Annotated in this window: 23 protein-coding genes; 13 read left to right on the top strand and 10 right to left on the bottom strand. The window is 72.8% G+C overall.

From position 1 onward, the window contains the following. Positions 1–114 precede the first annotated feature (114 nt). Together typA and JOE35_RS12415 are read left to right on the top strand one after the other, a co-directional pair. A complete protein-coding gene (typA, locus tag JOE35_RS12420; protein WP_123548121.1) occupies positions 115–2,025 on the top strand; it encodes a translational GTPase TypA in 1,911 nt (636 codons plus the stop codon). A gap of 276 nt (positions 2,026–2,301) precedes the next feature. Then, positions 2,302–2,829, top strand: coding sequence for a hypothetical protein (locus tag JOE35_RS12415; RefSeq protein WP_209561323.1), 528 nt, complete (start codon positions 2,302–2,304; stop codon positions 2,827–2,829). Between the two features lie 48 nt (positions 2,830–2,877). On the opposite strand, the gene efeB is transcribed toward JOE35_RS12415, so the two are convergent. From efeB to efeU, 3 genes are read right to left on the bottom strand one after another with little or no spacing between them, the layout of a single operon-like run. Further along, positions 2,878–4,227, bottom strand: coding sequence for an iron uptake transporter deferrochelatase/peroxidase subunit (efeB, locus tag JOE35_RS12410; protein WP_209561322.1), 1,350 nt, complete (start codon positions 4,225–4,227; stop codon positions 2,878–2,880). A 20-nt stretch (positions 4,228–4,247) separates the two neighbouring features. Further along, a complete protein-coding gene (gene efeO / locus JOE35_RS12405; RefSeq protein ID WP_209561321.1) occupies positions 4,248–5,441 on the bottom strand; it encodes an iron uptake system protein EfeO in 1,194 nt (397 codons plus the stop codon). Beyond that, positions 5,438–6,343: an iron uptake transporter permease EfeU gene (gene efeU, locus JOE35_RS12400; RefSeq protein WP_209561320.1), complete on the bottom strand. Its 906-nt coding sequence runs from the start codon at positions 6,341–6,343 to the stop codon at positions 5,438–5,440. Before efeU ends, efeO begins: the two co-directional genes overlap by 4 nt. A 135-nt stretch (positions 6,344–6,478) precedes the next feature. On the opposite strand from efeU, the gene JOE35_RS12395 reads away from it, so the two are divergent. Genes JOE35_RS12395 through JOE35_RS12380 form a run of 4 tightly spaced genes read left to right on the top strand, consistent with a single transcriptional unit; the run spans position 6,479 to position 10,611 of the window. After that, positions 6,479–7,819: a PIG-L family deacetylase gene (locus JOE35_RS12395; protein WP_209561319.1), complete on the top strand. Its 1,341-nt coding sequence runs from the start codon at positions 6,479–6,481 to the stop codon at positions 7,817–7,819. 39 nt (positions 7,820–7,858) lie between these two features. Continuing rightward, positions 7,859–8,185, top strand: coding sequence for a ferredoxin (gene fdxA, locus JOE35_RS12390; RefSeq protein WP_209561318.1), 327 nt, complete (start codon positions 7,859–7,861; stop codon positions 8,183–8,185). Between the two features lie 10 nt (positions 8,186–8,195). Further along, positions 8,196–9,299: a succinyldiaminopimelate transaminase gene (gene dapC / locus JOE35_RS12385; protein WP_374099725.1), complete on the top strand. Its 1,104-nt coding sequence runs from the start codon at positions 8,196–8,198 to the stop codon at positions 9,297–9,299. Between the two features lie 16 nt (positions 9,300–9,315). Continuing rightward, positions 9,316–10,611, top strand: coding sequence for a citrate synthase (locus tag JOE35_RS12380; protein WP_209561316.1), 1,296 nt, complete (start codon positions 9,316–9,318; stop codon positions 10,609–10,611). 93 nt (positions 10,612–10,704) lie between these two features. Here JOE35_RS12380 and dapD read toward each other — a convergent pair whose 3' ends face one another. Next, positions 10,705–11,673 carry a 2,3,4,5-tetrahydropyridine-2,6-dicarboxylate N-succinyltransferase gene (gene dapD, locus JOE35_RS12375; RefSeq protein ID WP_209561315.1) on the bottom strand — a complete coding sequence of 323 codons (969 nt, stop codon included), beginning with the start codon at positions 11,671–11,673 and terminating at the stop codon, positions 10,705–10,707. Between the two features lie 71 nt (positions 11,674–11,744). Between dapD and dapE the strand changes: the two genes are divergently transcribed. From dapE to JOE35_RS12360, 3 genes are all read left to right on the top strand, one after another. Further along, positions 11,745–12,821, top strand: coding sequence for a succinyl-diaminopimelate desuccinylase (dapE, locus tag JOE35_RS12370; protein ID WP_209561314.1), 1,077 nt, complete (start codon positions 11,745–11,747; stop codon positions 12,819–12,821). Further along, the gene (locus JOE35_RS12365) at positions 12,806–14,080 is read left to right on the top strand and encodes a hypothetical protein (protein ID WP_307803072.1); all 1,275 of its coding nucleotides are present in this window, start codon (positions 12,806–12,808) and stop codon (positions 14,078–14,080) included. The genes dapE and JOE35_RS12365 overlap by 16 nt, the downstream gene beginning before the upstream one ends. Before the next feature lie 85 nt (positions 14,081–14,165). Beyond that, complete coding sequence (locus tag JOE35_RS12360) at positions 14,166–14,336, top strand: DUF3117 domain-containing protein (protein ID WP_123548132.1); 171 nt, start codon at positions 14,166–14,168, stop codon at positions 14,334–14,336. A gap of 126 nt (positions 14,337–14,462) precedes the next feature. Here the strand turns inward: JOE35_RS12360 and JOE35_RS12355 are convergent, their stop codons facing one another. Next, entirely contained in the window at positions 14,463–15,089 is a 627-nt protein-coding gene (locus tag JOE35_RS12355; RefSeq protein ID WP_209561313.1) for an O-methyltransferase, read from the bottom strand. 68 nt (positions 15,090–15,157) lie between these two features. On the opposite strand from JOE35_RS12355, the gene JOE35_RS12350 reads away from it, so the two are divergent. Beyond that, a complete protein-coding gene (locus tag JOE35_RS12350) occupies positions 15,158–15,559 on the top strand; it encodes a Sec-independent protein translocase TatB (protein WP_123548342.1) in 402 nt (133 codons plus the stop codon). Between the two features lie 26 nt (positions 15,560–15,585). Here the strand turns inward: JOE35_RS12350 and JOE35_RS12345 are convergent, their stop codons facing one another. Further along, on the bottom strand, positions 15,586–16,500 hold the full coding sequence (locus JOE35_RS12345; RefSeq protein ID WP_123548134.1) for a LysR family transcriptional regulator: 915 nt from the start codon (positions 16,498–16,500) through the stop codon (positions 15,586–15,588). A gap of 244 nt (positions 16,501–16,744) precedes the next feature. Here JOE35_RS12345 and JOE35_RS15890 point away from each other — a divergent pair, with 244 nt between their 5' ends. After that, positions 16,745–16,867, top strand: a complete 123-nt coding sequence (locus JOE35_RS15890; protein ID WP_255515952.1) for a hypothetical protein — start codon at positions 16,745–16,747, stop codon at positions 16,865–16,867. Positions 16,868–17,117: 250 nt separating this feature from the next. On the opposite strand, the gene JOE35_RS12340 is transcribed toward JOE35_RS15890, so the two are convergent. The 3 genes from JOE35_RS12340 to JOE35_RS12330 form a co-directional block, all read right to left on the bottom strand. Continuing rightward, on the bottom strand, positions 17,118–18,239 hold the full coding sequence (locus JOE35_RS12340) for an Mrp/NBP35 family ATP-binding protein (protein WP_307803145.1): 1,122 nt from the start codon (positions 18,237–18,239) through the stop codon (positions 17,118–17,120). Between the two features lie 64 nt (positions 18,240–18,303). Beyond that, on the bottom strand, positions 18,304–18,846 hold the full coding sequence (locus tag JOE35_RS12335; RefSeq protein WP_209561312.1) for a DUF1003 domain-containing protein: 543 nt from the start codon (positions 18,844–18,846) through the stop codon (positions 18,304–18,306). After that, on the bottom strand, positions 18,833–20,170 hold the full coding sequence (locus JOE35_RS12330) for a magnesium transporter MgtE N-terminal domain-containing protein (protein WP_209561311.1): 1,338 nt from the start codon (positions 20,168–20,170) through the stop codon (positions 18,833–18,835). Before JOE35_RS12330 ends, JOE35_RS12335 begins: the two co-directional genes overlap by 14 nt. A gap of 71 nt (positions 20,171–20,241) precedes the next feature. Here JOE35_RS12330 and JOE35_RS12325 point away from each other — a divergent pair, with 71 nt between their 5' ends. Next, positions 20,242–20,739: a general stress protein gene (locus tag JOE35_RS12325; RefSeq protein WP_209561310.1), complete on the top strand. Its 498-nt coding sequence runs from the start codon at positions 20,242–20,244 to the stop codon at positions 20,737–20,739. 54 nt (positions 20,740–20,793) lie between these two features. On the opposite strand, the gene JOE35_RS12320 is transcribed toward JOE35_RS12325, so the two are convergent. Further along, on the bottom strand, positions 20,794–21,846 hold the full coding sequence (locus JOE35_RS12320) for a hypothetical protein (protein ID WP_209561309.1): 1,053 nt from the start codon (positions 21,844–21,846) through the stop codon (positions 20,794–20,796). Between the two features lie 190 nt (positions 21,847–22,036). Here JOE35_RS12320 and JOE35_RS12315 point away from each other — a divergent pair, with 190 nt between their 5' ends. Further along, positions 22,037–22,654, top strand: a complete 618-nt coding sequence (locus JOE35_RS12315; RefSeq protein ID WP_209561308.1) for a hypothetical protein — start codon at positions 22,037–22,039, stop codon at positions 22,652–22,654. Positions 22,655–22,739 lie beyond the last annotated feature (85 nt).

Here is a 22,739-nt window from a genome sequence, read left to right as displayed (position 1 = left end):
CTCCTCCCGTGCCGAGAGCACGGGGGAGGGCCCCTTTACCACGTGCCGTAGACTGTTCTCGCCGGGCTTCGTCTCGACCACTTCCCCCTGACTCTTCTCGTAAGGAATTCATCCATGGCGACTGCCATCCGCAGCGACCTGCGCAACGTGGCGATCGTGGCCCACGTCGACCACGGCAAGACGACCCTCGTCGACGCCATGCTCAAGCAGACGAACTCGTTCGACGCGCACTTCGACACCGAAGACCGCATGATGGACTCGAACGAGCTCGAGCGCGAGAAGGGCATCACGATCCTCGCGAAGAACACCGCGGTGCTCTACAACGGTGCCCACGCGACCGACGGCCCGATCACCATCAACGTGATCGACACCCCCGGCCACGCCGACTTCGGCGGCGAGGTCGAGCGCGGTCTGTCCATGGTCGACGGCGTCGTGCTGCTCGTCGACGCGTCGGAGGGGCCCCTGCCCCAGACGCGCTTCGTGCTCCGCAAGGCCCTCGCAGCCAAGCTCCCCGTCATCCTGCTGGTCAACAAGACCGACCGCCCCGACGCGCGCATCGACGAGGTCGTCGCCGAGAGCCAGGACCTGCTCCTCGGCCTGGCCAGCGACCTGAGCGAAGAGGTCGACGACCTCGACCTCGACGCCATCCTCAACGTGCCCGTCGTCTACGCGTCCGGCCGCAACGGCGCCGCGTCCGTCAACAAGCCCGCCGACGGCTCGCTGCCCGACAACGACGACCTCGAGCCGCTGTTCGACGCGATCCTCACGCACGTGCCCGCGCCGACCTACGACGACGAGCACCCGCTGCAGGCGCACGTCACCAACCTCGACGCCTCGCCGTTCCTGGGTCGCCTCGCGCTCCTCCGCGTGTTCCACGGCACCCTGAAGAAGGGCCAGACCGTCGCCTGGGTCAAGGCCGACGGCACCGTCGCGAACGCCCGCATCACCGAGCTGCTGATCACGAAGGCCCTCAGCCGCTACCCGGCCGAGAGCGCGGGCCCCGGCGACATCGTCGCGGTCGCTGGCTTCGACACGATCACCATCGGCGAGACCCTCTCCGACCCCGACGACGTGCGGCCGCTCCCGACCATCACGGTCGACGACCCCGCCATCTCGATGACGATCGGCACCAACACCTCGCCCATCATCGGCAAGGTCAAGGGGCACAAGCTGACCGCCCGCATGGTCAAGGACAGGCTCGACCGCGAGCTGATCGGAAACGTCTCGCTCAAGGTCGTCGACATCGGACGCCCCGACGCGTGGGAGGTCCAGGGCCGCGGCGAGCTCGCGCTGGCCATCCTCGTCGAGCAGATGCGTCGCGAGGGCTTCGAGCTCACCGTCGGCAAGCCCCAGGTCGTCACCCGTCGTGACGAGAACGGCAAGCTCCAGGAGCCGTTCGAGCACATGACCATCGACGTGCCCGACGAGTGGCTCGGCGCGATCACGCAGCTGATGGCCGCCCGCAAGGGCCGCATGGAGAACATGGCGAACCACGGCTCGGGCTGGGTCCGCATGGAGTTCATCGTCCCCTCGCGCGGCCTGATCGGCTTCCGCACGCAGTTCCTCACCGACACGCGCGGCACCGGCATCGCCAACGGCATCAGCCACGGCTACGGCCCCTGGGCCGGCGAGATCTCGACCCGTACCAACGGCTCGATCATCGCCGACCGCTCCGGCGTCGTCACGCCCTTCGCGATCATCAACCTGCAGGAGCGCATGACGTTCTTCGTGCAGCCGACCGAAGAGGTCTACGAGGGCATGGTCGTGGGCGAGAACTCGCGCGCCGACGACATGGACGTCAACATCACCAAGGAGAAGAAGCTGACCAACATGCGTCAGTCGACTGCCGACAACTTCGAGTCGATGACCCCCTCCAAGGTGCTGTCGCTCGAGGAGGCCCTCGAGTTCGCCGGTGACGACGAGTGCGTCGAGGTCACCCCCGACGCCATCCGCATCCGCAAGGTCGAGCTCGACGCCAGCGCCCGCCAGCGCAGCACGGCTCGCCTCAAGAAGCAGAACGCGTAACGAGCGACACCCGATCGGGCCCACCCGGCCAGGTCACGAAGGAGGCGCCCCGCACCAGCGCGGGGCGCCTCCTTCGCTGTCTGCCCACGCAGCGCGTCCACGTACCCGGCAGAGAGCGCCGGGTACGTCGAGGGCGGGTCGTCGTCACCGAGGGCGGGTAGCCGGCGACCCGCCCTCGACGCAGGCGACCCGCCCTCGACGAGAACGCGCGGTGGTGCCGTGCAGGGGGCGCACGTTCCACGGTGCCGCACAGCGGCGGGCGCTACGGTCGTCGCCGTGACCACGCTGACCCGCACCGCCCGCACTCCCCGCACCCGTCTCGTCCGCTCCGCCTCGGCCCTGCTGCTGGCCGGCGGGGTCGTCGTCGGCCTGACGGCCTGCGGCGAGGGCTCGATGGTCGACAACATCGTGGGCAGCGCCGTCGACCAGGGCGTCGAGAGCGTCCGCGGCACCGTCGAGGACGCGGTGGGCGACGTGCTCGGCGGAGCGAGCGTCTCGACCGACGGCACCCTGCCCGACTCGTTCCCGACCGACGTGCCGCTGCTCGACGGCACGGTCCGCGGCGGGGGAGCAGGGCCAGAGGGCACCGGCTGGGTCGCCCAGCTGACCGTCGGCAGCCTCGACGACTTCGCCACGGCGCAGACGCAGCTCGAGAGCGCGGGCTACACGGCCAGCGGCGTGAACGTCGACGGCGACACCGCGCTCGGCACCTTCACGGGCCCGACGTGGCGGGTGCTGCTCACGCTCACGACGCAGTCGTCCGACGGCGCCGTGATCGCGACCTACGTCGTCACGCCCGTCTAGCCGAGCGGCCGCTCCGGTCACGCCACGGCCCCCCGCAGGAGGCGCGCCTCACCCGAGCAGGGTCTCGCCGACCCAGCCGCCCTGGCTCGCCCCCGGCGGCACGGCGAAGATCCCCGAGCCGACGTGCTTGAGGTACTCGTTCATCCGGTCGTTCCGGGCGAGCGCCGTCTGGATCGGCACGAACTGTCGGCGAGGGTCTCGCTGGAACGCGATGAAGAAGAGCCCGGCGTCGAGTCGCCCGAGCGAGTCGTTGCCGTCGACGAAGTTGTAGCCGCGGCGCAGCAGGGTCGCCCCGCCGTGCTGGTCCGGGTGGGCGAGCGCCACGTGCGAGTCGACGGCGATGGCCGGGCCCGAGCCGTCCGCCGCCACGGCGGCGAAGTCGGGGGCCGTGAACTCCGAGCCGCCCGACAGGGGCGCGCCCTCGCCCTTGTCGCGGCCGACGACCGTCTGCTGCTCGGCGAGCGAGGCGTGGTCCCAGGTCTCGATCGTCATGCGGATCTTGCGCGAGACGAGGTACGAGCCGCCGTCCATCCAGCCGGCCCCGTCGCTGCCGGCGGCCCAGACGCCCTGCTCGACGGCGGCGCCGTCCTCGGCGCGCAGGTTCGCCGTGCCGTCCTTGAAGCCGAACAGGTTGCGCGGCGTCGACTGGCCGCGGGTCGTCGACGAGGTGCGGCCGAAGCCGAGCTGCGACCAGCGGAGCGACGCCCGGCCGAAGGCGATGCGCGACAGGTTGCGCACGGCGTGCACCGCGACCTGCGGGTCGTCGCTGCAGGCCTGGACGCACAGGTCCCCGCCGGTCAGCGCCTCCTCGAGCTGGTCGCCCGAGAAGTGCGGCAGGTCGACGAGGGCGGCGGGCCGTTGCGAGGCGATGCCGTACCGGTCGGCCCCCGTGGCGTCGGTGAACAGGGTCGGGCCGAAGCCGATGGTGACCGTGAGGCCGGCGGCGGGCAGGCCCGTCGCCTCCCCGGTGTCGTCGGGCGGCGCGAGCGGGGAGCCACCGGTCGCGCCCGTCTCGCTGACGTCGAGGCCCTGGGTCAGACGGGCGGCGGCGGCGCTCCAGTCCTGCAGCAGCTCGACGAGGTCGCGCCGCGTGGTGCCCGCGGCCATGTCGAAGGAGGCGAAGTGCAGGCGGTCCTGGGCCGCGGTGGTGATTCCGGACTGGTGCCGGCCGGCGAACGGGTAGCGTGCCGCGGCGCCGGAGGTGCCCTGCGCGTGGGCCTGCAGGGCCCGGTCGCCGCCGACCCCGACCCCTACGCCGAGGGCACCCGCGCCGACCCCCGTGCCGATCAGGCCCAGCAGCCCTCGTCGGGAGAGCCCGCGCGACGCGCCGCCGCGGCCCGTGGTGTCGTCGGCCGCGGCCGTCTCGCCCGTCGCGCCCCGCGCCTCCTCGTCCGTCATCGTCCGCCCTCGCGCACCCGTCAGCCGACCAGCGTCGAGGTGAGCTCGCTGAGGGGCTCGCTCAGGGCGTTGACGGCGTCGCTGAGCTTCTTCTTGTCGGCGTCGGTCAGCTCCGTGTACGAGGGGTAGCCGGTCTCGAGGCTGCCGTACGAGGCGAGCAGCTGCTCGAGGGCAGAGAGGCGGGTGTCGATGCGGTCGACGAGCTCCCCGTCCTTCTCGGCGACGATGTCGCGCACGCCCTCGTAGGCGACGCGGGCGCCCTCGAGGTTGCCCTGGAAGTCCCAGAGGTCGGTGTGCGACCAGATCTCCTCCTCGCCGGTGATCTTGCCGGTGGCGACCTCGTCCATCAGGCCGACGGCGCCGTTGCTGATCGTGTCGATGCTGATCGAGAACCCGCTCGCCGTGACGGCGGACTGCAGCTCGGCCGTGTCCGACGTGAGCAGGTCGGCGAAGCGGGTGCGCTCGTCCGCGGTGAGGGGCGTGTACGCCTCGCCGCCGTTCTCGTCGGCGGTCGGCTGCCAGAGGTCCTTCTCGATCCGGTGCCAGCCGGTCCACTCGGTGCCGGGCTCGACGTCCGCCTCGCGGAAGTCGATCTTCGGGTCGAGGTCGCCGAACGACTCGGCGACGGGCTCGATGCGCTCGTAGTGGGCGCGGGCGGTCGGGTACAGGCTGCGGGCGAGGGCGTCGTCACCGGTCGTGTACGCGTCGAGGAAGGCCTGGGTCGCGGGGACGAGCTGGCCGACCTGGTCCTTCACGTAGCCGAGGTACGCGGCGGCCGCGGCGTCGACCTGCTCCTTCTCGGTGCCCACGGGGGTCACGTCGGCGCCCGAGTCGGTCACGGTGAACGGTGCGCGGACGCCCTCGCCGACGAGGCCGGGGATGCACGCCGTGACGTAGTCGCCTGGCTGCACCGCGACGGTCATCGAGGCGCTGGTGCCCGGCCCGATGTTCTCCTTCTCGCTGATGATGCGGAGGCCGTCGGAGGCGAGCAGCTCGAACTCGGTGTTGTCGTCCCCCGTGTTGGTGACGGTGAACGTGACGGGACCGCTCGGTGCCGTGGTGGCCGAGAGCGAGCACGCGTCGGCGTTCCCGTCGACCGTGACGACGGTCGCGCCGGCGGTGGCGGCGCCGCCGGGGGAGTTCGCGACGCAGCCGGTCAGGGCGAGCGCGACGAGCGCCGCGCCGGAGACGAGGGCGAGGGGGCGAGGGGTCATCGGGGTGCTCCTGCGGTCGTGCGGGTGGTGGGACGGTCGGTGGGGGAGGTGGCGGTGCTGCCGGACGAGGAGGCGGTGGTCGCCTCCGCGGGACGCGGCGCACGGCCACGGGTGGCGCGGGCGAACAGCGGGACGACGACGGCGAGGTAGGCGAGCCAGACGCCCGCCTGCAGCCAGCTCGGCGTCGGGGTGAAGTTGACGAGGCCCTGCAGCAGGGTGCCCCACCAGCTCGTCGGGGGCACGGCGGCGCTGACGTCGAAGGCGAGGGAGGTGCGGCCCGGCAGCACGCCCGCCTCCTGCAGGTCTCCGATCCCGTACGCGAGCACCCCGGCCGCGACGAGCACGAGCAGGTACCCGGTGACCGTGAAGAAGCGGCGCAGGTCGAGGCGGACGACCCCGCGGTAGATCGCGACCTCGATCGCGACGGCGGTGAGGATGCCGAGCAGGGCGCCGACGACCGGCGCCTCGCCGCCGCCCGTCGACTGCACCGTGGCCCAGACGAACAGGGCGGTCTCGATGCCCTCGCGTCCGACGGACAGGAAGGCGAGGGCGACGACCGCCCAGGCGCCGCCGGCGATCGCGCGGTCGAGGCTCGACTCGAGCTCGCCGCGCATGCTGCGTGCCGTCCGGGCCATCCAGAACACCATCCAGGTGACGAACCCGACGGCGACGACCGAGAGGCCGCCGCCGATGATCTCCTGGGCCTGGAACGTCAGGCCGTACGCGCCGAAGGTGAGCACGGCGCCGAGGCCGAGCGAGAGGACGACGGCGGCGGCGACGCCGAGCCAGAGGCGGGGGAGGACGTCGCGGCGGCCGAGCTTGACGACGGCGGCGATGAGGATGCCGACGACGAGGGCGGCCTCGAGGCCCTCGCGGAGTCCGATGAGGTAGTTGGCGAGCACGGGCGACGGCTTTCGAGAGAGGGGCTTGCGGTGGTGGGGCGGACCGCCACCGGTCCGGGTAGTTTGGTTAGGCTAACCTCACCAGCTTCCCGGGCCGGACCGACCATAGTGCGGCGCGGCATATCCTGTCCAGTGATGACGTACTTCGGCTCCGCCTCCGATGCCCGCCCCGGCCAGCCCTCCGCCCTGCGGGCCGAGCGGGTCCTGTTCGTGCACGCGCACCCCGACGACGAGACCATCGCGACGGGCGGCACGATCGCCGCCCTGGTCGACGCCGGCGCCGAGGTCACCATCGTCACCTGCACCCGCGGCGAGCTCGGCGAGGTCATGCCCGACGACCTGGCCCGCCTGCGCGGCGACGAGGCGGCCCTCGCCGCCCACCGCGAGGGCGAGATCGCCGAGGCCATGCGCGACCTCGGCGTCCGCGACCACCGGTTCCTCGGCGACCCCGAGGCGCGCACCCACGGGCTCGCCGCCCGGGTCTACCGCGACAGCGGCATGGTCTGGCGCTCGGACGGCGTGGCCGGTCCGACCCCCGACCTGCACGGCGCCGCCTTCTGCGCCGCCGAGTTCGGCGAGATCGTGTCCGACCTGCAGGCCGTGGTCGAGTCCGTGCGGCCGACGGCGATCGTCAGCTACGACGAGGACGGCGGCTACCACCACCCCGACCACGTGCGGGCCAACCGCGCCGCGGTGCGGGTCGCCCGCCTGGCCGAGGTGCCCTTCTTCGCGGTCGTCGCCGGCGCCGAGCAGGCGACGGGCGCCGAGGCCGAGGCGCTCGCCGCCGACGGGTCCGTCCGCACCGTCGACGTCCGAGCCTCGACCGCTCGCCGCCTGGCGGCGCTGCGCCGCTACCGCACGCAGGTCGAGGTCGTCGACCTGCCGCATGGCGCGGCCGGGATCCGCTTCCCCCACGGCGCCGTCCAGCCCGTGGCCACCAGCGAGTCGTTCCGCTTCGTGCCGGAGCCCGACTCCCGCGCGTCCGGCCCGGCCGGTGCTTCCGAGTTCGCCGACATGACCACCGGCGGCCGCGTGGCGACCACGGTGCTCACCCTCGCCGCGGGAGCCGTCTTCGGGGCCCTCGGCACGGTGGCCCACCAGGGCACCGTCACCGTCGCCGGCACTCCGATCTGGTCGGGGCTCGTGCTGTCGCTGGTCATGGCCGCGGCGCTGCTGGCCGGCATGCGCCTCCTCTTCGGCTCCCGGGTCGTCGCCGTCGCGGTCGCGCTCGGCCTGCTCGGCGCCGCCGCGCTGCTGTCTCAGCCGGGCGCGGGCGGCTCGGCGCTCGTGCCGGCCAACGGCCCCGGCTACGCGTGGACCTTCGGGCCCCTTCTGATCGCGATGGTCGTGATCGCCTGGCCGACCCTGCCGCAGCGGGGCGCGGGTCCCGTGGGCGGGGCCACCGCCTCCTCGTCGGACGCCGCCTCCGACCCCTCGTCGGCTTCGTCCGCCGGCACCCAGCCGACGGCGCGCTAGGCTGGACCCTCTGCCCGAGGTGAAGGGAACCCCCCGAACGTGACGTATGTGATCGCACTGCCCTGTGTGGATGTCAAAGACCGTGCCTGCATCGACGAGTGCCCCGTCGACTGCATCTACGAGGGCGAACGCTCGCTCTACATCCACCCCGACGAATGCGTCGACTGCGGCGCCTGCGAGCCCGTCTGCCCCGTCGAGGCGATCTACTACGAAGACGACCTGCCCGACAAGTGGGCCGACTACTACAAGGCCAACGTCGAGTTCTTCGACGAGATCGGCTCGCCCGGCGGCGCGGCCAAGGTCGGGGTCATCGCGAAGGACCACCCCGTCATCTCCGTCCTGCCCCCGCAGGGCGCACAGGCCTAGGCCCGCAGCGATCGTGGCGCTGTCGCTGCCCGACTTCCCCTGGGACTCGCTCGCCGCGGCGGCCGCCGTCGCCCGTCGGCACGAGGGCGGCATCGTCGACCTCTCGGTCGGCTCGCCCGTCGACCCCACCCCCGAGGTCGTCGCCAGGGCGCTCTCCGCCGCGACCGACGCCCACGCCTACCCGCAGGTCGCCGGCACCCCCGCGCTGCGGGCGGCCGTCGCCGAGTGGTACGAGCGCAGGAGGGGCGTGTCCGGCCTCGAGGACGCGAACGTCCTGCCCACGATCGGCTCCAAGGAGCTGATCGCGGGCATGGCCCTCTGGCTCGGCCTCGGCCCCGGCGACACCGTCGTGCACCCCGTCGCCGCCTACCCGACCTACGCGCTCGGGGCCGCCCTCGTCGGCGCCGACGTGCTGGCCAGCGACGACCCCGCCGAGTGGCCGGAGTCGACCCGGCTGATCTGGGTGAACAGCCCCGGCAACCCCGACGGCGCCGTCCTCGACCACGAGCACCTGCGTGCGGTCGTGGCGCGCGGCCGCGAGCTCGGGGCCGTCGTGGCGGGCGACGAGTGCTACGCCGAGCTCGGCTGGGAGGGCGAGTGGGCCGACACCCCGACGCCCTGCATCCTCGACCCGCGGGTCGTCGGCGACGACCTGCGCGGCGTCGTCAGCGTCTACTCACTCAGCAAGCAGTCGAACCTCGCCGGCTACCGGGCCGGCTTCGTGGCCGGCTGCGACCACGTGATCGCCCAGCTGCTCGCCGTCCGCAAGCACGCCGGCCTGATGCCGCCTGCCCCGGTGCAGGAGGCGATGCGCGTCGCCCTCGGCGACGAGGCGCACGTCGCCGAGCAGAAGGAGCGCTACCGGGCCCGGCGGGCTGCCCTGGCACCCGCGCTCGAGGCCGCGGGCTTCCGCATCGACCACAGCGAGGCCGGCCTGTACCTCTGGGTCACCCGTGACGAAGACAGCTGGGCGAGCGTCGACTGGTTCGCCGAGCGCGGCGTGCTCGTCGCGCCCGGCAGCTTCTACGGCGTCGACGGCGGGCGCCACGTGCGGGTCGCGCTGACGACGACCGACGAGCGGATCGCCGCGGCCGTGGAGCGCCTCCGGGGCTGACCGGTAGGGTGACAGGGTGACTGATCCTGCCAACGACGCCCAGAAGGCCACGCTGCAGTTCCCGGGGGGGACGGCCGAGTTCCCGATCGTGCCGAGCACCCAGGGTGCCTCCTCGATCGACATCTCGAGCTTCACCAAGCAGACCGGCTACACGACCCTCGACACCGGGTTCGTGAACACGTCCGCGACCCGCTCGAAGATCACCTACATCGACGGTGACGAGGGCATCCTGCGTTACCGCGGGTACCCGATCGAGCAGGTCGCCGAGAACTCGACCTACCTCGAGACCGCGTGGCTGCTCATCTACGGCGAGCTGCCGTCGGCCGACGAGCTGGCCGACTTCGACGCCCGCATCCGCCGCCACACCCTGCTGCACGAAGACCTCCGCCGGTTCTTCGACGCGCTGCCGCACAACGCGCACCCCATGTCGGTGCTCTCGAGCGCCGTGGGTGCCCTCGGCACCTTCTACGAGGGCTCGATGAGCGTCAGCGACCCCGCGCAGGTCGAGCTGCAGACGATCCGCCTGCTCGCGAAGCTGCCGGTCATCGCCGCCTACGCGCACAAGAAGAGCCTCGGCCAGGCGTTCCTCTACCCCGACAACTCGCTCAGCTTCGTCGACAACTTCCTCAAGCTGAACTTCGGCACGATGGCCGAGCCGTACGAGGTGAACCCTGTCCTCTCGAAGGCTCTGGAGCGCCTCCTCATCCTGCACGAGGACCACGAGCAGAACGCGTCGACGTCGACCGTCCGCCTCGTCGGCTCGACGCAGGCGAACATGTTCTCGTCGATCTCGGCCGGCATCAGCGCGCTGTACGGCCCGCTGCACGGCGGCGCGAACGAGGCCGTGCTCACGATGCTCGCCGAGATCCGCGACAGCGGCCAGGGCGTCGAGCGCTTCGTCGAGCGGGTCAAGAACAAAGAGGACGGCGTCAAGCTCATGGGCTTCGGCCACCGGGTCTACAAGAACTTCGACCCCCGTGCCCGCCTCGTGAAGGAGAGCGCGACCGAGGTGCTCGCGGCCCTCGGCGTCAAGGACGACCTGCTCGACATCGCCATGGAGCTCGAGGACATCGCCCTCGCCGACGACTACTTCGTCGAGCGCAAGCTCTACCCCAACGTCGACTTCTACACCGGCGTGATCTACAAGGCGATGGGCTTCCCGCCGCGCATGTTCACGGTGCTGTTCGCCATCGGCCGCCTGCCCGGCTGGATCGCGCACTGGCGTGAGATGAACCAGGACCCGGCGACCAAGATCGGCCGCCCCCAGCAGCTGTACCTGGGCGAGACCCAGCGCGACTGGCCGCAGCGCTAGCAGCGGCACCAGCAGCGCAGACGGGCGGGTCCGGCGTGACCGGGCGTCGACGACGACCCGGGGACGACGGACCCGCCCGTCCTGTCGTCGCGGCTACGCGTGCAGCTGCGAGTTGAGCGTGATGCCGTGGCCCTTGCGGGGCAGCACCTCGACGGCGCCGGTGACCGAGTTGCGGCGGAACAGCAGGCCGGGACGGCCGGAGAGCTCGACGGCCTTGACGGTCTGCTGCTTGCCGTCGTTCGTCGGCGTGCCGCCCACGACGACGACCTTGGTGCCCGCCGTGACGTAGAGGCCGGCCTCGACGACGGTGTCGTCGCCGATCGCGATGCCGATGCCGGCGTTCGCGCCGAGCAGGGCGCGCTCGCCGATCGTGATCCGCTGGGTGCCGCCTCCCGAGAGGGTCCCCATGATGGAGGCGCCGCCTCCGATGTCCGACCCGTCGCCGACGACGACGCCCTGCGAGATGCGGCCCTCCACCATCGAGGCGCCGAGGGTGCCCGCGTTGAAGTTGACGAAGCCCTCGTGCATCACCGTGGTGCCGGGCGAGAGGTGGGCGCCGAGGCGCACGCGTGAGGCGTCGGCGATGCGCACGCGGTCGGGCGTGACGTAGTCGAGCATCCGCGGGAACTTGTCGATGCCGGTCGTCGCGATGCCCGCCCGCTGCAGGGACGGGCGCAGGCGGGTGAAGTCGTCCGGGTGGACCGGGCCGGCGTTGGTCCACACGACGATGGGCAGGTGGCCGAAGACGCCGTCGAGGGCGATGGTGTTCGGCGCGACGAGAAGGTGGCTGAGCAGGTGCAGCCGCAGGTACGCGTCGGGGGTGGACGCAGGAGGCGCGCCCAGCTCGATCTCGACGGTCACGGGGACGAGGTCGACGCCACGGCGCGCGTCCGGCCCGGCGGCGTCCGCGATCTCGGCGGGCACGAGGGCCGGGTCGCGGTCGGCGGGCAGGCGGCCGAGCGACGGGGCGGGGAACCAGGTGTCGAGCGTGCTGCCGTCGCTGGCGACGGTGGCGAGCCCGTACCCGTGGGCGTGGGTGGCGGCGGGGGAGTCCGAGGTCATGCCCTCGATCGTAGGGCGAGGGGGAGGCGCCGCCCGGCGACCTGCCGGGCACCGGCCCTACACTCGGGTCCATGCCGCCCTTCGACCTGAGCGTGTCCGCCGTCGACGTCACCCGCCAGCTCTGCGACGTCGAGTCCGTCTCCGGGAACGAGCAGGCGGTGACCGACTCGATCTGGCAGACCCTCGAGGGCCACGACCACCTCACGCTGTTCCGCGACGGCGACGCGATCGTCGCGCGCACCGAGCTCGGTCGTCCGAGCCGCGTGGTGATCGCGGGCCACATCGACACCGTGCCGCTGAACGACAACCTGCCGACCCGCTACGAGACCGACGACGACGGCGTCGAGTGGCTGTGGGGCCGCGGCACCGTCGACATGAAGGCAGGCAGCGCCGTCCACCTCCGTCTCGCCGTCGAGCTGACCGAGCCCTTGGTCGACGTCACGTGGGTCTGGTACGACCACGAAGAGGTGTCGGACGCCCTCAACGGGCTGGGCCGGCTCGCACGGCTGCACCCGCACCTCCTCGAGGCCGACTTCGCCATCCTGGGCGAGCCGACGCGCAGCGAGGTCGAGGGCGGCTGCAACGGCAACCTGCGGGCGGAGATCCGCACGTTCGGGGCCCGGTCGCACAGCGCCCGCTCGTGGGTCGGCTCGAACGCCATCCACGCGGCGGCCCCGATCCTCGACGTGCTCGCCGCGTACGAGGCCCGCGAGGTCGAGGTCGACGGGCTCGTGTACCGCGAGGGGCTGAACGCCGTCGGCATCTCGGGCGGCGTCGCCGGCAACGTCATCCCCGACGAGTGCATGGTGCACGTCAACTACCGCTTCGCGCCGAGCCGCAGCGCCGACGAGGCCGTCGCCCACGTGCGCGAGCTGTTCGCCGGCTTCGACGTGACGATCGTCGACCTCGCGCCCGGCGCCCGTCCCGGCCTGGACGCGCCGCTCGCCCGGCAGTTCCTCGAGGCGGTCGGCGGCGAGGCGAAGCCGAAGTACGGCTGGACCGACGTCGCGCGGTTCTCCGCACTGGGCGTGCCCGCAGTCAACTACGGCCCCGGCGACCCGCTGTTGGCCCACCACGACGACGAGCGCGTGCCCGTGCAGCAGATCACCGACAACGAGCGCGGACTGCGGGCGTGGCTGACGGCCTGACCACGAGGCCGTCCCCGGCGACGTCGGCCCGTCCGGCGTCGTCGCTCCGTCCGGGCTCGCGCGGCGCCGACGTGCGCCGCCGGCTGACCGTGCGCTGGCGGCTGCTGCCGTGGTGGGCCCGCGTGCTCGGAGTCTTCGCCGTCTCGCGCATCGTCAGCACGGCCCTGCTCGTCAGCTTCGCGCAGCGCCAGGGCGCGAACGCCTGGACCCTGGCCAGCCCTGACTACGCGAGCTTCGCCAGCATCTGGGACGGCCACTGGTACTACATCATCGCGGCGGTCGGGTACCCGTCGACCCTGCCGCTCACCGAGACGGGCCACGTCGCCGAGAACGCGTGGGCGTTCATGCCGGCCTACCCTCTCCTCGTCCGCGGTCTCATGGAGCTGACCGGCGCCTCCTTCGCGACGCTGGCGGTGGTCGTCTCGACCGCCTTCGCCGGCGGCACGGCGCTGCTGTTCCACAAGCTCCTCAGGCACGTGCTGCCCGAGGGCACGGCGCTCTTCGGCGTCGTGCTCTTCTGCGCCTCGCCGTTGTCCCCGCTGCTGCAGGTGGCCTACGCGGAGTCGATGTTCCTCTTCCTGCTGTGTGCCGCACTGCTGCTCCTCCTGCGGCGGCGCTACGTCGCGATGCTGCCGGTGGTGCTCGTCATGTCGTTCACGCGACCGGGCGCCCTGCCCCTGGCGCTCGCGCTGGGGCTGCACACGATCTGGCGCTGGTGGCACCGACGCGACGACCCGTTCCCGGGTCGGGAGATGCTCGCCGCCGGGATCGCCACGGTCTCGACCGCCGTCTTCGGGGTCGGCTGGCTGCTCGTCGCGGGTCTCGTCACCGGCAGGCTCGACGCGTACACCGAGACCGAGCTCGCCTGGCGCTCGGCGTACATCGGCTACGGCCCGCTCGTGCCGTTCACGCCCTGGATCGAGGGTGCGAACTGGTGGTTCCCGGGTGGTCTGGGGGTGGCTCTGCTGGTGATCTCGCTGATCGTCTTCGGGGTGCTCCTGCTCGGGCCGTGGGGACGACGCCTCGGCGTCGACCTGCGGCTCTGGAGCCTCGCCTACGCGCTCTACCTGCTCGCCGTGTTCTTCCCCCAGTCGAGCACGTGGCGCCTGCTGATGCCGTTGTTCCCGCTGCTCGGCGTGCTCGCGCTGCCGCGCTCGAGGGCCTGGCGGATCGGGATCGTCCTGCTCTTCGTGGCGGGTCAGTGGCTCTGGATCGACTGGTGCTGGTGGGTGGACGGCTACGACTGGACGCCGCCGTGAGCGACGTGACGCCTCCTCTTGTTTAGGTCTCAGCGGGAGAATCACAGATAATGGGATCTGAATCTTCGCGAAAGGGGACTATCTGATGGCAGCCATGAAGCCGAGGACCGGCGACGGGCCTATGGAGGCCGTGAAGGAGGGCCGTCTCATCATCGTGCGTGTTCCGCTCGAAGGTGGCGGCCGCCTCGTGGTGTCGGTCAACGACGACGAAGCACGAGAGCTCCACGACGCGCTGGCGAACGTCGTCGGCGACTAGGCACGACCTCCCGCATCACCCTCGACGCCCCGTCGGCCAACTGGCTGGCGGGGCGTCGGCGTGCGAGCGCCGACGTGCGGGTGCCGGGCCCAGGGTGCCGGACCCAGAGCCCCGGGCCCGGAGGCGTCAGCGCTTGACGAGCTGGAGGAGCCCGTCGCCCGCCGTCGACAGCGAGCTGATCACGGCCGGGGACGTCGACACCTCGGTGAGCAGGGTGCGGAACCCGGTCGTGGTCGCGTCGCGCCGGGCGGGGTTGGCCACCGCGCCGTGCCACAGGGCGTGCGCCACGAGCACGAGGCCGCCGGGGCGGGCCATGCGGAGCCCGTGCTCGACGTACTCGATGACGGAGCCGGGGTCGGCGTCGACGAAGACGACGTCGTAGCTGTTCTCGTTCATGCGCGGCAGCACCTCGGCCGCACGGCCCGTGATCAGCCGCACGCGGGCGGCGTGGACACCGCCGCGCAGGTAGGCGTCCCTGGCGGCCTGCTGGTGCTCGATCTCGCGGTCGATGGAGGTGAGGGTCGCGTCGGGCGCACCGGTGAGCAACCAGAGGCCGCTGACGCCGACGCCGGTGCCGATCTCGATGATGCTCCTGGCCCGCGACGAGGCGGTGGCCACGGCCAGCTGCGCGCCCACGGCGGGGGAGACGGCCTCGACCCCGACCTCGAGGGAATGCTGCCGGGCCTCGGCCAGCGGTCCGCTCTCCGTCACGAGTTCTTCCGCGAACTTCCAGCTCGATTCGATCTGCGACACACTCACTCCTCGGTGCCCAAGCCTAGGGGCTGGCTGTCGGGGGCAGACGTTAGTCTGCATGCGTGTCCCTGTTCGGTCTGACGTTCGACAAGCTGCTGGTGATCGGCGTGCTCGCCGTCTTCCTCCTCGGCCCCGAGCGCCTGCCCGGCTACGCCTCCAAGCTGGCCCAGCTCGTCCGTAGCCTGCGCGACATGGCCAACGGCGCCAAGGCCCGCATGCGCGACGAGATGGGGCCCGAGTTCGACGAGGTCGAGTGGCAGAAGCTCGACCCTCGGCAGTACGACCCCCGGCGCATCATCCGCGACGCCCTGCTCGACGCCCCCGAGGCGGCCACGAAGCCGGTGTCGGGGGCGATGGCCCCGGCGACGGCGGCCGCGGTGTCCGTCGGCCTCCCCGGCGGGGGCCCGCGCCCGGCGCCCGAGCCGCTCGCCGTCGGCGAGGTCCCCCCGTGGGACGCGGAGGCGACCTAGTCGACCTGCCCGCCGGTGTCGTCCCCTCAGACTCCGCCGTGCAGCGCGGCGACGCGTGAGGCCTCGGCCCGCAGGGCGTCGACGACCCGTCGCACCGACGGTCGCTCCGCACGGTCACGACGCATCAGCACCGAGACGTAGCGGACGGCCCGGATGCTCTCGAGGGGCAGCAGGACCATGTCGTCCCGCGCCTCCTTCGCGGTGAACCGCGGCAGCACGGCGATGCCGAGGCCGGCGCCCACGAGCGACTCGGTGACCTTGGTGTCGCTGAAGCGCTGGGCGACGCGCACGGGGCTGCCCGTGACGCGCTCGATCTCGCGGTAGACCCACTCGAACGGGAAGTCCGTCGGGACCCCTATCCACGTCTCGCCCTCGAGGTCCCCGGGCGAGAGCGAGGCCCGTCCCGCGAGGCGGTGGTCGGCCGGCAGCGCGACGTCGAGGGGCTCGGTGAGCAGCGGGACCGTGACCAGCCCGCGTCCGCGCCAGGCGCGCCCGTCGGGGGAGTGCGCGACGACGACGTCGTGGTCGGCGGCGAGGTCGGCGAACTCGAGGATCGACGGGTCGTGGTCGGTCGCCACGACCGTCAGCCCCGGCGTCTCGGCGATGGTGCGGAGCAGCCCGGGGAGCAGCATCTGGCCGCCGGTGGGGAAGGTCGCGAGGGTGACCTCGCCCTGGGGCGTCGCGACGAAGTCGGCCCAGACCGCCTGCGCGCGCTCGAGGGCGACGGCGACGTCGGTGGCGGTCTGGGCGAGGACGCGGCCCGAGCCCGTGAGGACGACGCCGCGGCCCACGCGCTCGGTCAGGGCGACCCCGGCCTCCTTCTCGAGCACCTTGAGCTGCTGCGAGACGGCCGACGGCGTGCGGTGCGTGGCCTTGGCGACGGCGGCGATGCTGCCCCGCTCGGCGAGTTCCCTGAGCAGTTCGAGCCTCTTGACGTCCATGTAGCGATTCTACGGTGTCACGGTAGAAAAGCATGGTTGTGCTTCCCTTTGTCGAGGCGCACACTTGATCTTGTCATCAGAGGGACCCCATGCCCTCTCCGCTCGGTCGACCTGGTCCCGAGCATCCGCAACGAGGCTGACCGACCGCCTGCCAGACCTGTCGTCGTGCCCCCGCACGATCCGGTCCGGGAGGCGGTCGATCGTCCTGCCCACACCGCGCGACAGCGCAGACAAAGAGAAGAAAATGTTCATCGGAATCATCGTCCTGGCCGTCGCCGCGAGCATCGGCATCGTCGGATCCGTCGTCTCGGTCGCCCGTGACGGTTACCGCGCCATCCCGACCCGCACCTTCACCCGCTGGTCCTAGTCGGCTCGTCGCCGCCTCCTCCCGTCGTCGGTCCGTGCTGGAACCGATGACGCGCAGGCGGGCAGGTCGCGTCTCCTCCTGAGCGCGGCCGCCCGCGAGAGGCGAGCGAACGAGACACCCGAGAGGCCCCCGTGCACGCGCACGGGGGCCTCTCGTGCACCCGGGCGCCGCATGTCGCGAGGTTCGAGTTGCCCCGGATCGCTGCTCCGTTCGTGTGCGGGGCACCATCCGGGGCAACTCGACCGACGCGTCAGCTGACGCTGAGGCCGAGCCGTCGGCCGACGAGGCTGCGCGGCCGCACCGCGAGGATGCCGGCGAGAGCGTCGATGACGCGCGCCGCGGGGTCTTCCGGCGCCGCGACGACGACGGGGGCGCCGAGGTCGCCGCCCTCGCGCAGCCCGAGGCTGAGCGGCACGCTGGCGAGCAGCGGCACCTCGGCCTCCTGCCCGGCCGAGAGGCGGCGTGCGGTCTCGGCGCCGCCTCCCGTGCCGAACAGCTCGAGGACGGTCCCGTCCGGCTGGGCCAGCCCGGCCATGTTCTCGACCACGCCGAGGAGGCGCTGGCCGGTCTGGCGGGCGACGACACCGCTGCGCTCGGCGACGTCGGCCGCCGCGGGCTGCGGCGTCGTGACGACGAGCACCTCGGCGTGGGGCAGCAGCTGCCCGACCGAGATGGCGACGTCGCCGGTGCCGGGCGGAAGGTCGAGCAGCAGCACGTCGAGGTCGCCGAAGAACACGTCGGTGAGGAACTGCTGGATGGTGCGGTGCAGCATGGGGCCGCGCCAGGCGACCGCGACGGACGAGTCGTCGACGAACATCCCGATCGAGATGACCTTCACGCCGTGGGCGACGGGCGGCAGGATCATGTCGTCGACCTGCGTGGGCTTCACGGCGGCGCCGTCCGGGCCGACGAGGCCGAGCAGGCCCGGGATGCTGAAGCCGTAGACGTCGGCGTCGACGATGCCGACCGACAGGCCGCGGGCCGCGAGCGAGACGGCCAGGTTGGCGGTCACGGTCGACTTGCCCACGCCTCCCTTGCCGCTGGTGACGGCGATGACGCGCGTCAACGAGTCGGGCCCGAACTGCTGCACGCGGGCACCCCTGCCGGCCCGGAGCTTCTCGGTGAGCGCGTGCCGCTCCTCCTTCGTCATGACGGTGACGTCGACCGTCACGTCCGTGACGCCGTCGACCGAGGCGGTCGCCGCGCGCACGTCGCGCTCGATGGTGTCGGCCGCGGGGCAGCCGACGATGGTCAGCTTCACGGCGACGGTCGCCGCGCCCGCCGCGTCGACCGACACGTCGCCGATCATGTCGAGCTCGGTGACCGGTCGACGGATCTCCGGGTCGAGCACCGAGCCGAGCGCCGTGCGCACGCGATCGGCGGCGGAGCTCGTGCCGGCAGCCGAGGAGGCGCCTCCCGCGAGCCCGGTGCCGACGTCAGCCACGAGACGCGTCGTCCGTGCTGCTCGCCGCCGTCGACTCGTCCTCGCGACGGTCGATCTCGTCCAGCAGGCTGCGCAGCTCGGCGCGGATGAAGTCCTTGCTGGCCATGTCGCGGATCGCGATGCGCAGGGCGACGACCTCGCGGGCGAGGTACTCGGTGTCGGCGAGGTTGCGCTCGGCGCGCTGGCGGTCCTGCTCGAACTGCACGCGGTCGCGGTCGTCCTGGCGGTTCTGCGCGAGGAGGATGAGGGGCGCCGCGTACGAGGCCTGGAGCGACAGGATCAGCGTCAGCGCCGTGAAGCCGATGGCCGCGCTGTCGAAGCGGATGCTCTCGGGCGCCGTCGTGTTGTAGACCATCCAGAGGACGCAGAAGCCCGTGAGGGCGAGCAGGAACTGCGGCGTGCCCATCGCCCGCGCGATCGCCTCGGTGGCGCGGCCGAACCGGTCGCGGCCCGCGCGCCTCCTGCCGGGGAGGACGCGGGTGCGGAGGCCCTTGGGGGAGTCGAGGCGGACCGTGCTGCGGTTATCGCGTGCCACCGGTGGTCCTCCTCGGGGTCGTGGGCGTGGTCGGGGTGGTGGTCAGGGGGGCGCGGCGGGCGCGTGACCGAGAGCGGCTGAGCGGTCTGTCCTGGTCGTTGCTGCGCCAGTCGTCGGGCAGCACGTGGTCCAGGACGTCGTCGATGGTCACCACCCCGACGAGGCGGTGGGCGGCGTCGACGACGGGCACGCTGACGAGGTTGTAGGTCGCCATCACCCGGGTGACCTCGAGGGCGGTCGCGTCGACGTGGACGGGCTCGAGCTGCTGGTCGAGCAGCGTGCCGAGCCGCTCGTTCGGCGGGTAGCGGAGCATCCGCTGGAAGTGCACCATGCCGAGGAACCGCCCGGTCGGCGGCTCGTACGGCGGCAGCGTCACGCACACGGCGGCCCCGAGCGCCGGTGCCAGCTCGTGGCGACGGATGAGGGCGAGGCCCTCGGCCACGGTCGCGTCGGCCGAGACGATGACCGGCTCGGTGGTCATCAGCCCGCCGGCGGTGTCGGCGTCGTAGCTGAGCAGCATGCGGACGTCGTCCGCCTCCTCCGGCTCCATCAGCTGGAGCAGCTGCTCCTTGCGCTCGTCGCCGAGCTGGGACATGAGGTCTGCGGCGTCGTCGGGCTGCATCTGGTCGAGCACGCCTGCGGCGCGCTGGTCGTCGAGCTGCGAGAAGATCTCGACCTGCTCGTCCTCCGGCAGCTCCTCGAGCACGTCGGCGAGACGGTCGTCGGACAGCTCGGAGGCGACCTCGAGGCGGCGCTCGGGGGTCAGGTCGAGCAGCGTGTTGGCGAGGTCGGCGGGCACGAGGTCGGAGTAGGCGGCGATGAGGTGCTCGGCGCTCTGGGCCTCGCCGGGCTCGTTCTCCTCTGTCACCTCGTCCCACGTGGCGAACGCGGTGGGGCCCTTGCCGAACGGCGACGGCGTGGTCTTGGGGCGCCGCAGGAACAGCTGCCCGATCTCCCAGTCGCCCTCGCTGACCTCGTCGATCGCGACGTCCTCGACGACGGCGCGGCCGCCGTCGCGACGCAGCGAGACCCTGCGGCCGAGCATCTCGGCGATGACGCGGGTCTCGCCGCCGCGCTGCTCGAAGCGACGCAGCGTGATGGTGCCGCTCGTGATGATCTGCCCCGAGCCGATGCTCGTGACGCGGCCGATGCTGACGAACACGCGACGCTTGCCGGGGACCTCGACGATCAGGCCGACGACCCTCGGCGGGTCGTCACGGCGGTAGACGACGAGGACGTCCCTGACCTTGCCCACCTTGTCGCCGGCGGGGTCGAAGACGGAGCACCCGGCGAGACGGGCGACGAAGACTCTGGTGGCGCTCACGCCTCCAAGTTAGTCGCTCAGCCCGACCGTGCCGCGTGCTGTCGCCCGGGTCGACGTGTTTCACTGCTCTCATGACGAACCCGAGCCCGTGGGGCCGCCGAGCGCCGAGCATCCCGACCCTGCCGAGGGGCGACGTCCTCGGGACGTACGCCAGCTACCCCGAGGCCCAGGCGGTCGTCGAGCGCCTGTCGCACGCCGAGTTCCCCATCAAGCAGCTCGCCATCATCGGGAACGAGCTCACCACGGTCGAGCGCGTCACCGGGCGGCTCACCTACGGCCGCGCGGCGCTCGCGGGCGCGGTCACCGGCCTCTGGATCGGCGTCTTCTTCGGGGCCGTCATGCTCCTCTTCTCGCCGGACACCGCCTCCGTCACGACGATCCTCGCGGCCTCGCTGATCGGCGCCGGCTTCGGCATGCTCTACGGCCTCGCCAGCTTCGCGATCAGCCGCCGTCGCCGCGACTTCACCTCGACCCACCAGGTGCTCGCCCGCAGCTACCAGATCGTCGTCGACCCGGAGCTGACCCACCGCGCCCAGCAGATCCTCGCGGAGCCGCAGACCGGGCGCTGACGCGACCGCGCGCACGCCGGCCGGCCAGCCGGTCGGTCGGTCCGGTCGGTCCTGTCAGCCTCGCAGCGCCGCCGCGATCTCCTCGGGGAAGGGCCTGGCGCCTCCGTCGCTCGTCAGCAGCCGCCCGCAGCCGTCCAGCTCGGCGGTCAGGCGGGGGTCCGCCGGCAGGGAGGCGCCCGGCACGTGCTCGGGGAACGTCACGAACGACGTCGCGGTCACTTCGCACTGCTCGAGCCCGGGCGTCGACGGCTGCCCGGCGGCGAGCACCAGCCGGGCCCCGACGCCCTCCGCGAGCGGCACGACCCGCGTGGACGTCCCGCTCGTGACCGACTTCGAGATCGTCCCCGGCGCGGCCGCAGAGCCGGAGCCGTCGCCGGCGCCGAACGGGCTGTCGGCCGGCGCGGTCGGGTCCGGGAGCGGCGGGTCGACCGCGTACACGCAGGCGCGGTCGAGGTCGTCCGGGCCGGGCAGCTCGGTCACGATCCCCGAGCCGCCGAGCATCCACGGCAGGGAGGCCTGCATGCTGCACCCGGCGTCGAGCGCCGCCCGGCTCTGGACGTGGGTGACGCGCACGAGGCGCTCGTCCTCGACGGGCAGCGCCTCGAGGACGTCGTGCGTGCCGGGCAGCGTCTTGCCACAGGGCGTGACAGGCCAGGCCGCACGCATCGACCGGCCGTCGGCGGAGGTCAGCCAGAGGTCGGGCACGATCTCCATGTCGGCGGTGCACATGCCAGAGCCGCCGGTCTCGTCGGGCACGGCGAGGGCGGCGAGAACCCGGTCGAGCCCCTCCGTCCAGGTCGTCTCCCGGCGGGCGGACCAGCGACCCTCGGCGTCGTCGACGCTGTCCGTCGACCAGGCGCACCGCACGGCGGACACCGGCGTGAAGCCGTCCGGCACCGACCCGGCCAGGGGAGGCGGCGGGGCCGACGGCGCGTCGCCCGGCCCTGGCACGATCCAGGCGTCGGTGCTCAGCGCACAGTCGGGCGCACCCTCGACGACCTCGGCCACGGGCCTCGGCGGCGCCGTGCTGTCGAGGGCGCAGCCGCCGGTCGCCAGCAGCACGACGAGCGCCGCCCCGGTCGTCATCGTCCTGCGTCCCCGCTCCATGGGCCGAGCGTAGGAGGCGGTCGGCCGGCCGTGCAGGATCGTTGCGGACCCGTGACCCGCTGTCCCGCAGCCGCAGACCGCCGCAGCGGGCCAGGTCGCTCGGCGTCGACGCACCTCGCCCGCAGCCGCCGGTCGGCGTCCTCCACCCCCGGTAAACTGGCGCGACCGTCCCCGACCCCGAGAGAGCGCCATGGCCCCGAGATGGACGCGGTTCGTCCGCGGCTGGCTGACCGCCGGCTTCTCCGTCGTGGTCGCCGCCTTCTCGCACGTCGCGGGCGGCGGAGCCGAGCCCGGCACGCTCGGGGTCGTGCTCGCGCTCGCCTTCTCGGTGCCCCTCTGCATCGCGCTGACCGGTCGTCGCGCCTCGCTCCTCCGGCTCGCCGTCTCGGTCGCCGCCAGCCAGCTCGCGTTCCACCTCCTGTTCTCGCTGGGCGGCGCCGCGGGCTCGGGCGCCTCCTCCGTGGGCGGGCACCACTCGCCGCTCGTCGTCACGGCCGGTGCGTCCGACCTGCTCGCCGCGTCGGGCGGGCACCAGATGGCGATGGCCGGCGGGCTCATGTGGGCCGCCCACGCGGCGGCCGCGCTCGTCACCGTGGTCGGGCTGCGCTGGGGCGCCCACTGCCTCGAGCGACTGGCCCTCATGGCCGCCGACGGTCTCGCCCGGGTGCGGCGTGCGCTCTCGGGGACGGTGCCGCCCGTCAGCACCGGTCCGCGCCTCCGTCCCGTCCTCGCCCTGCCCGGTCGGCGCGCGCCGCCCCTCCGGGCGATCGGCGCCCGGCCTCTCCGCGGTCCGCCCCTGCCCGTCTGATCCCCGCCCCGTCGTCGCCACCGACGCCGGGACGCACTCCGTCGTCCGCTCGACGACGGAGCCCAGACCAGACGACACCGGCCGC

The organism is Frigoribacterium sp. PvP032 (genome assembly GCF_017833035.1).
Taxonomy (GTDB): domain Bacteria; phylum Actinomycetota; class Actinomycetes; order Actinomycetales; family Microbacteriaceae; genus Frigoribacterium.
This window is presented reverse-complemented; position numbering and strand designations above follow the sequence as displayed.